Annotated in this window: 1 protein-coding gene; it reads left to right on the forward strand. The window is 58.6% G+C overall.

The genetic code is table 11. The annotated features are described in order from the left end of the window. Positions 1-153: 153 nt before the first annotated feature. Positions 154-2808 (forward strand): heavy metal translocating P-type ATPase, encoded by a 2655-nt coding sequence (locus tag EL22_RS00705; protein ID WP_050049689.1) that lies wholly within the window; start codon positions 154-156, stop codon positions 2806-2808. Positions 2809-3683: the final 875 nt, after the last annotated feature.

Raw genomic sequence — 3683 nt, forward strand, 5'->3', positions numbered from 1 at the left:
GAGCGACGAATCGTGACCCCGCGGCGCCCGCTGAGGGTGTTCGACAATCAGTTCGAGTTAATAACTCGCTATAAATTTTCTAGTAATGATTTGTGGTGAATCGGCATTTTATAGCAGCTGTATTAATAAGGTTGTGACCACTATCGAGTAACAATGACCTCGCCGAACGAGCACTCCCACGCATGTGGCGAGCAAGCGGAAGCGTCCTGTGACCGCACGGACTCGTCGGACAGCGAAAACGACTCGAGTGAGTCGGGACAAACCCATCAGGACGACCCCGCGAGTGAGGGTTCGAGTCCAGTAGAAACGGGCGACGTCGCGCAGTTCTCGGTGCCGGAGATGGACTGTCCCTCCTGCGCCGGGAAGGTCACCAAGAGCGTCGAAACGGAAGACGGAATCGAGACGGTCGAACCGCAGGTGACGACGGGAACGCTCACCGTCTCCTACGACGGCGCGCAAACGAGTCCCGCCGCCATCGCCGATCGGATAGAGAAGGCGGGGTACACGGTCGAGAGCGGTGACGCAGAGACCGCGAGGTTCACCGTCCCCGAGATGGACTGTCCCTCGTGTGCGGGAAAGATAGAAAACGCGCTCGATCGGGTCGACGCGGTCGCGGAGTACGAAACCCAGCCGACGACCGGAACCGTCACCGTCACACACCAGTCCTCGAGTGGTGCAGAGACGGCGATCATCGATGCGATCGAAAGCGCTGGCTACGAGGTGACGAGCGCGACGAGCGATGGATCGACTGACGAGGAATCCGCGGACGACCGCGAATCGATCTGGACGAGTTCGCGGGCGATCAAGACGTGGCTGAGCGGTGCGTTCGTCGCCGTCGGGTTGCTCTTCGAGTTCGTCCTGACCGGACAGAACGGGCAGATCGGAACGGTGTTCGGTACAAGCCTGTTCGTCGCGGACGCGCTCTTTCTCGTCGCAGTCGCTACCGGCGGACAGGAGATCCTCCGAAACGGGTACTACTCGGCGCGGAATCTCAACCTCGACATCGACTTCCTGATGTCGGTAGCCATCCTCGGCGCGCTCGTCGCGAGCCTCGCGTTCGACGAGGCGCTCTACTTCGAGGCGGCCACCCTCGCGTTCCTCTTCAGCGTCGCCGAACTGCTCGAGCGGTACTCGATGGATCGGGCCCGGAACTCGCTCCGCGAATTGATGGATCTCTCACCCGACGAGGCGACCGTCAAACGTGAGGAGGGGACGGAAACGATCCCCGTCGAAGACGTCGGCGTCGGCGACGTCGTCGTGGTAAAACCCGGCGAGAAAATTCCGATGGACGGGATCATCGTCGACGGCGACAGCGCGGTCAATCAGGCCCCGATCACGGGCGAAAGCGTTCCCGTCGATAAAACGACGGACGACGAGGTATACGCCGGGACGATCAACGAAGAGGGGTACCTCGAGGTCGAGGTCACCTCCGCCGCCGGCGACGACACGCTGTCTCGCATCGTGGAGATGGTCGAAGACGCCCAGTCGAACAAGACCGAACGCGAGCAGTTCGTCGAGCGCTTCTCGAAGTACTACACACCGGTCGTCATCGCGTTCGCGATTCTGACGACGGTCGGGAGCCCGTACGTCCTCAATACCACGTGGCCGACGGCGATCGTCTACGGGTTGACCCTGCTGGTCCTGGCCTGTCCGTGCGCGTTCGTCATCTCGACGCCCGTCTCCGTGGTGTCGGGAATCACGAGCGCCGCGAAAAACGGCGTCCTCATCAAAGGAGGGAACTACCTCGAGGCGATGGGAGCCGTGGATGTCGTTGCCTTCGACAAGACGGGGACGCTGACGAAAGGTGAACTCACAGTCACGGACGTCGTCCCGTTGAACGGGAACACAGAGGAGGACGTCCTCCGGTGTGCGCAGGGACTCGAGCGGCGGAGCGAGCACCCGATCGGCGAGGCGATCGTCGCCGAAGCCGGAAGTGCGGGAGTCACAGAGCGCGAAATCGACGACTTCGAGAGTATCACCGGGAAAGGAGTTCGCGCAACGCTCGACGGCACCTCCCACTTCGCCGGGAAGCCCGGACTGTTTACCGAGCTGGGTTTCGATCTGTCCCACGTTCACGCGACGACTGACGGCGGCGTCGTTACGCGGACGGCACAGGAGATCTGTGATCGGAACAACTGTCTCGATCTGCTCGAGGACGCCGTGCCAAAACTCCAGTCGGAGGGGAAGACCGTCGTCCTCGTCGGGACCGAAGACGAACTCGAGGGCGTCATCGCGGTCGCCGACGAAATCCGCCCGGAAGCCAAGCACGCAATCAGCCGCCTCGAACAGCTCGGAGTGTCTCGGACGGTGATGCTCACGGGCGACAACGAGCGGACGGCCCGCGCGATCGCCGAACGGGTCGGCGTCGACGAGTTCCAGGCCGAACTGCTCCCGGAAGAGAAGGTGGCAGCGATCGAGGACCTCGTCGACGAGTACGACGGCATTGCGATGACCGGCGACGGCATCAACGACGCGCCCGCGCTCGCCACGGCGAGCGTCGGCGTGGCGATGGGAGCCGCCGGGACCGATACCGCCTTAGAGACCGCGGACATCGCGTTGATGGGCGACGATCTCGCAAAGCTTCCGTACCTCTACGAACTCGCCAACGACGCCAACGGCGTTATCCGACAGAACATCTGGGCCAGTCTCGCCGTGAAAGCCGGGCTCGCGGTCGCGGTCCCGTTCGGCTACGTCCCGATCTGGCTCGCCGTCCTCGCCGGCGACGCCGGGATGACGACCGCCGTGACCGGAAACGCGATGCGACTGTCTCAGATTGCGCCGAAGACGGATACGGAGACGAGAGATTGAACCACTCGAGCGAAATCGGAGACAGGTCGCTCGAGCGAAAACGGTCGATAACTCGGCCACACGTCGAGTCACGAACCCTCTTGCTCCAACCTTGCAAGGTTGGTGATCGAACAGCGCTCGTCAGGGGCATATCCGCCGAAACGGACGCTACAAATCCCGTTCCGTGACCAGTGTACGCCGACCTCAATTTGTAATGGCAGAGATCGGACTAGAGTGCTAAATCATATTAATACTGATAGTTTTGTGCCAACTCAGTCTGAGAACTGCATACCGCATCTATCGACGGCAGATCGATGGTATTTCGACTTAGATCGTATATAACCAAAAAACAATCGTATGTGGTATTTTTGACCACATATTTGGCTGTTATCGTTCAAAATAGATGTGTCGAATAATACAGGACAATAATGGGTAGCATCAGCTAGTATAAGAGGAGTAGTGGCATATGATCACTATTTACCGCTCATTCAGTCGAGTAGTGATCCTCGATTTCCACCACTACCAATCAGATTCCACTTTAGCATTCTAATATGATATATGATATCCTATGGTTCGAAGATTCGCTTTTCGCTGGAGGACAGGGATGTTTTCAATTCGATTGGCCCTGAAATATCTCTGTCGAAGGATACTTAATAGATGAGGATGATGGACCAACGCCACTCCGCCAATCGAGATTAGACGGGATCCATTTTTCCCTCTAATACTATCCATGCTAAATAATTTCTCAGACATGTATTAAAAACTTAACCCTCACGACATTTCCGGTTGAGGCTGTTTTCTATTGGCAAGGGAATTCGACCGCGTGTCGTTCCAGTGTTATACGATTGCACCTTCGGTTTGCTTGGCGATAGAGACGGACGAATCGGCCGAACGCG

This window comes from Halostagnicola sp. A56, from assembly GCF_000691505.1.
Lineage (GTDB): Archaea > Halobacteriota > Halobacteria > Halobacteriales > Natrialbaceae > Halostagnicola.

Bases quoted from the DNA above. Each gene is read 5' to 3' on its own strand.
- EL22_RS00705 (WP_050049689.1), top strand. From the start codon at position 154: ATGACCTCGCCGAACGAGCACTCCCACGCATGTGGCGAGCAAGCGGAA.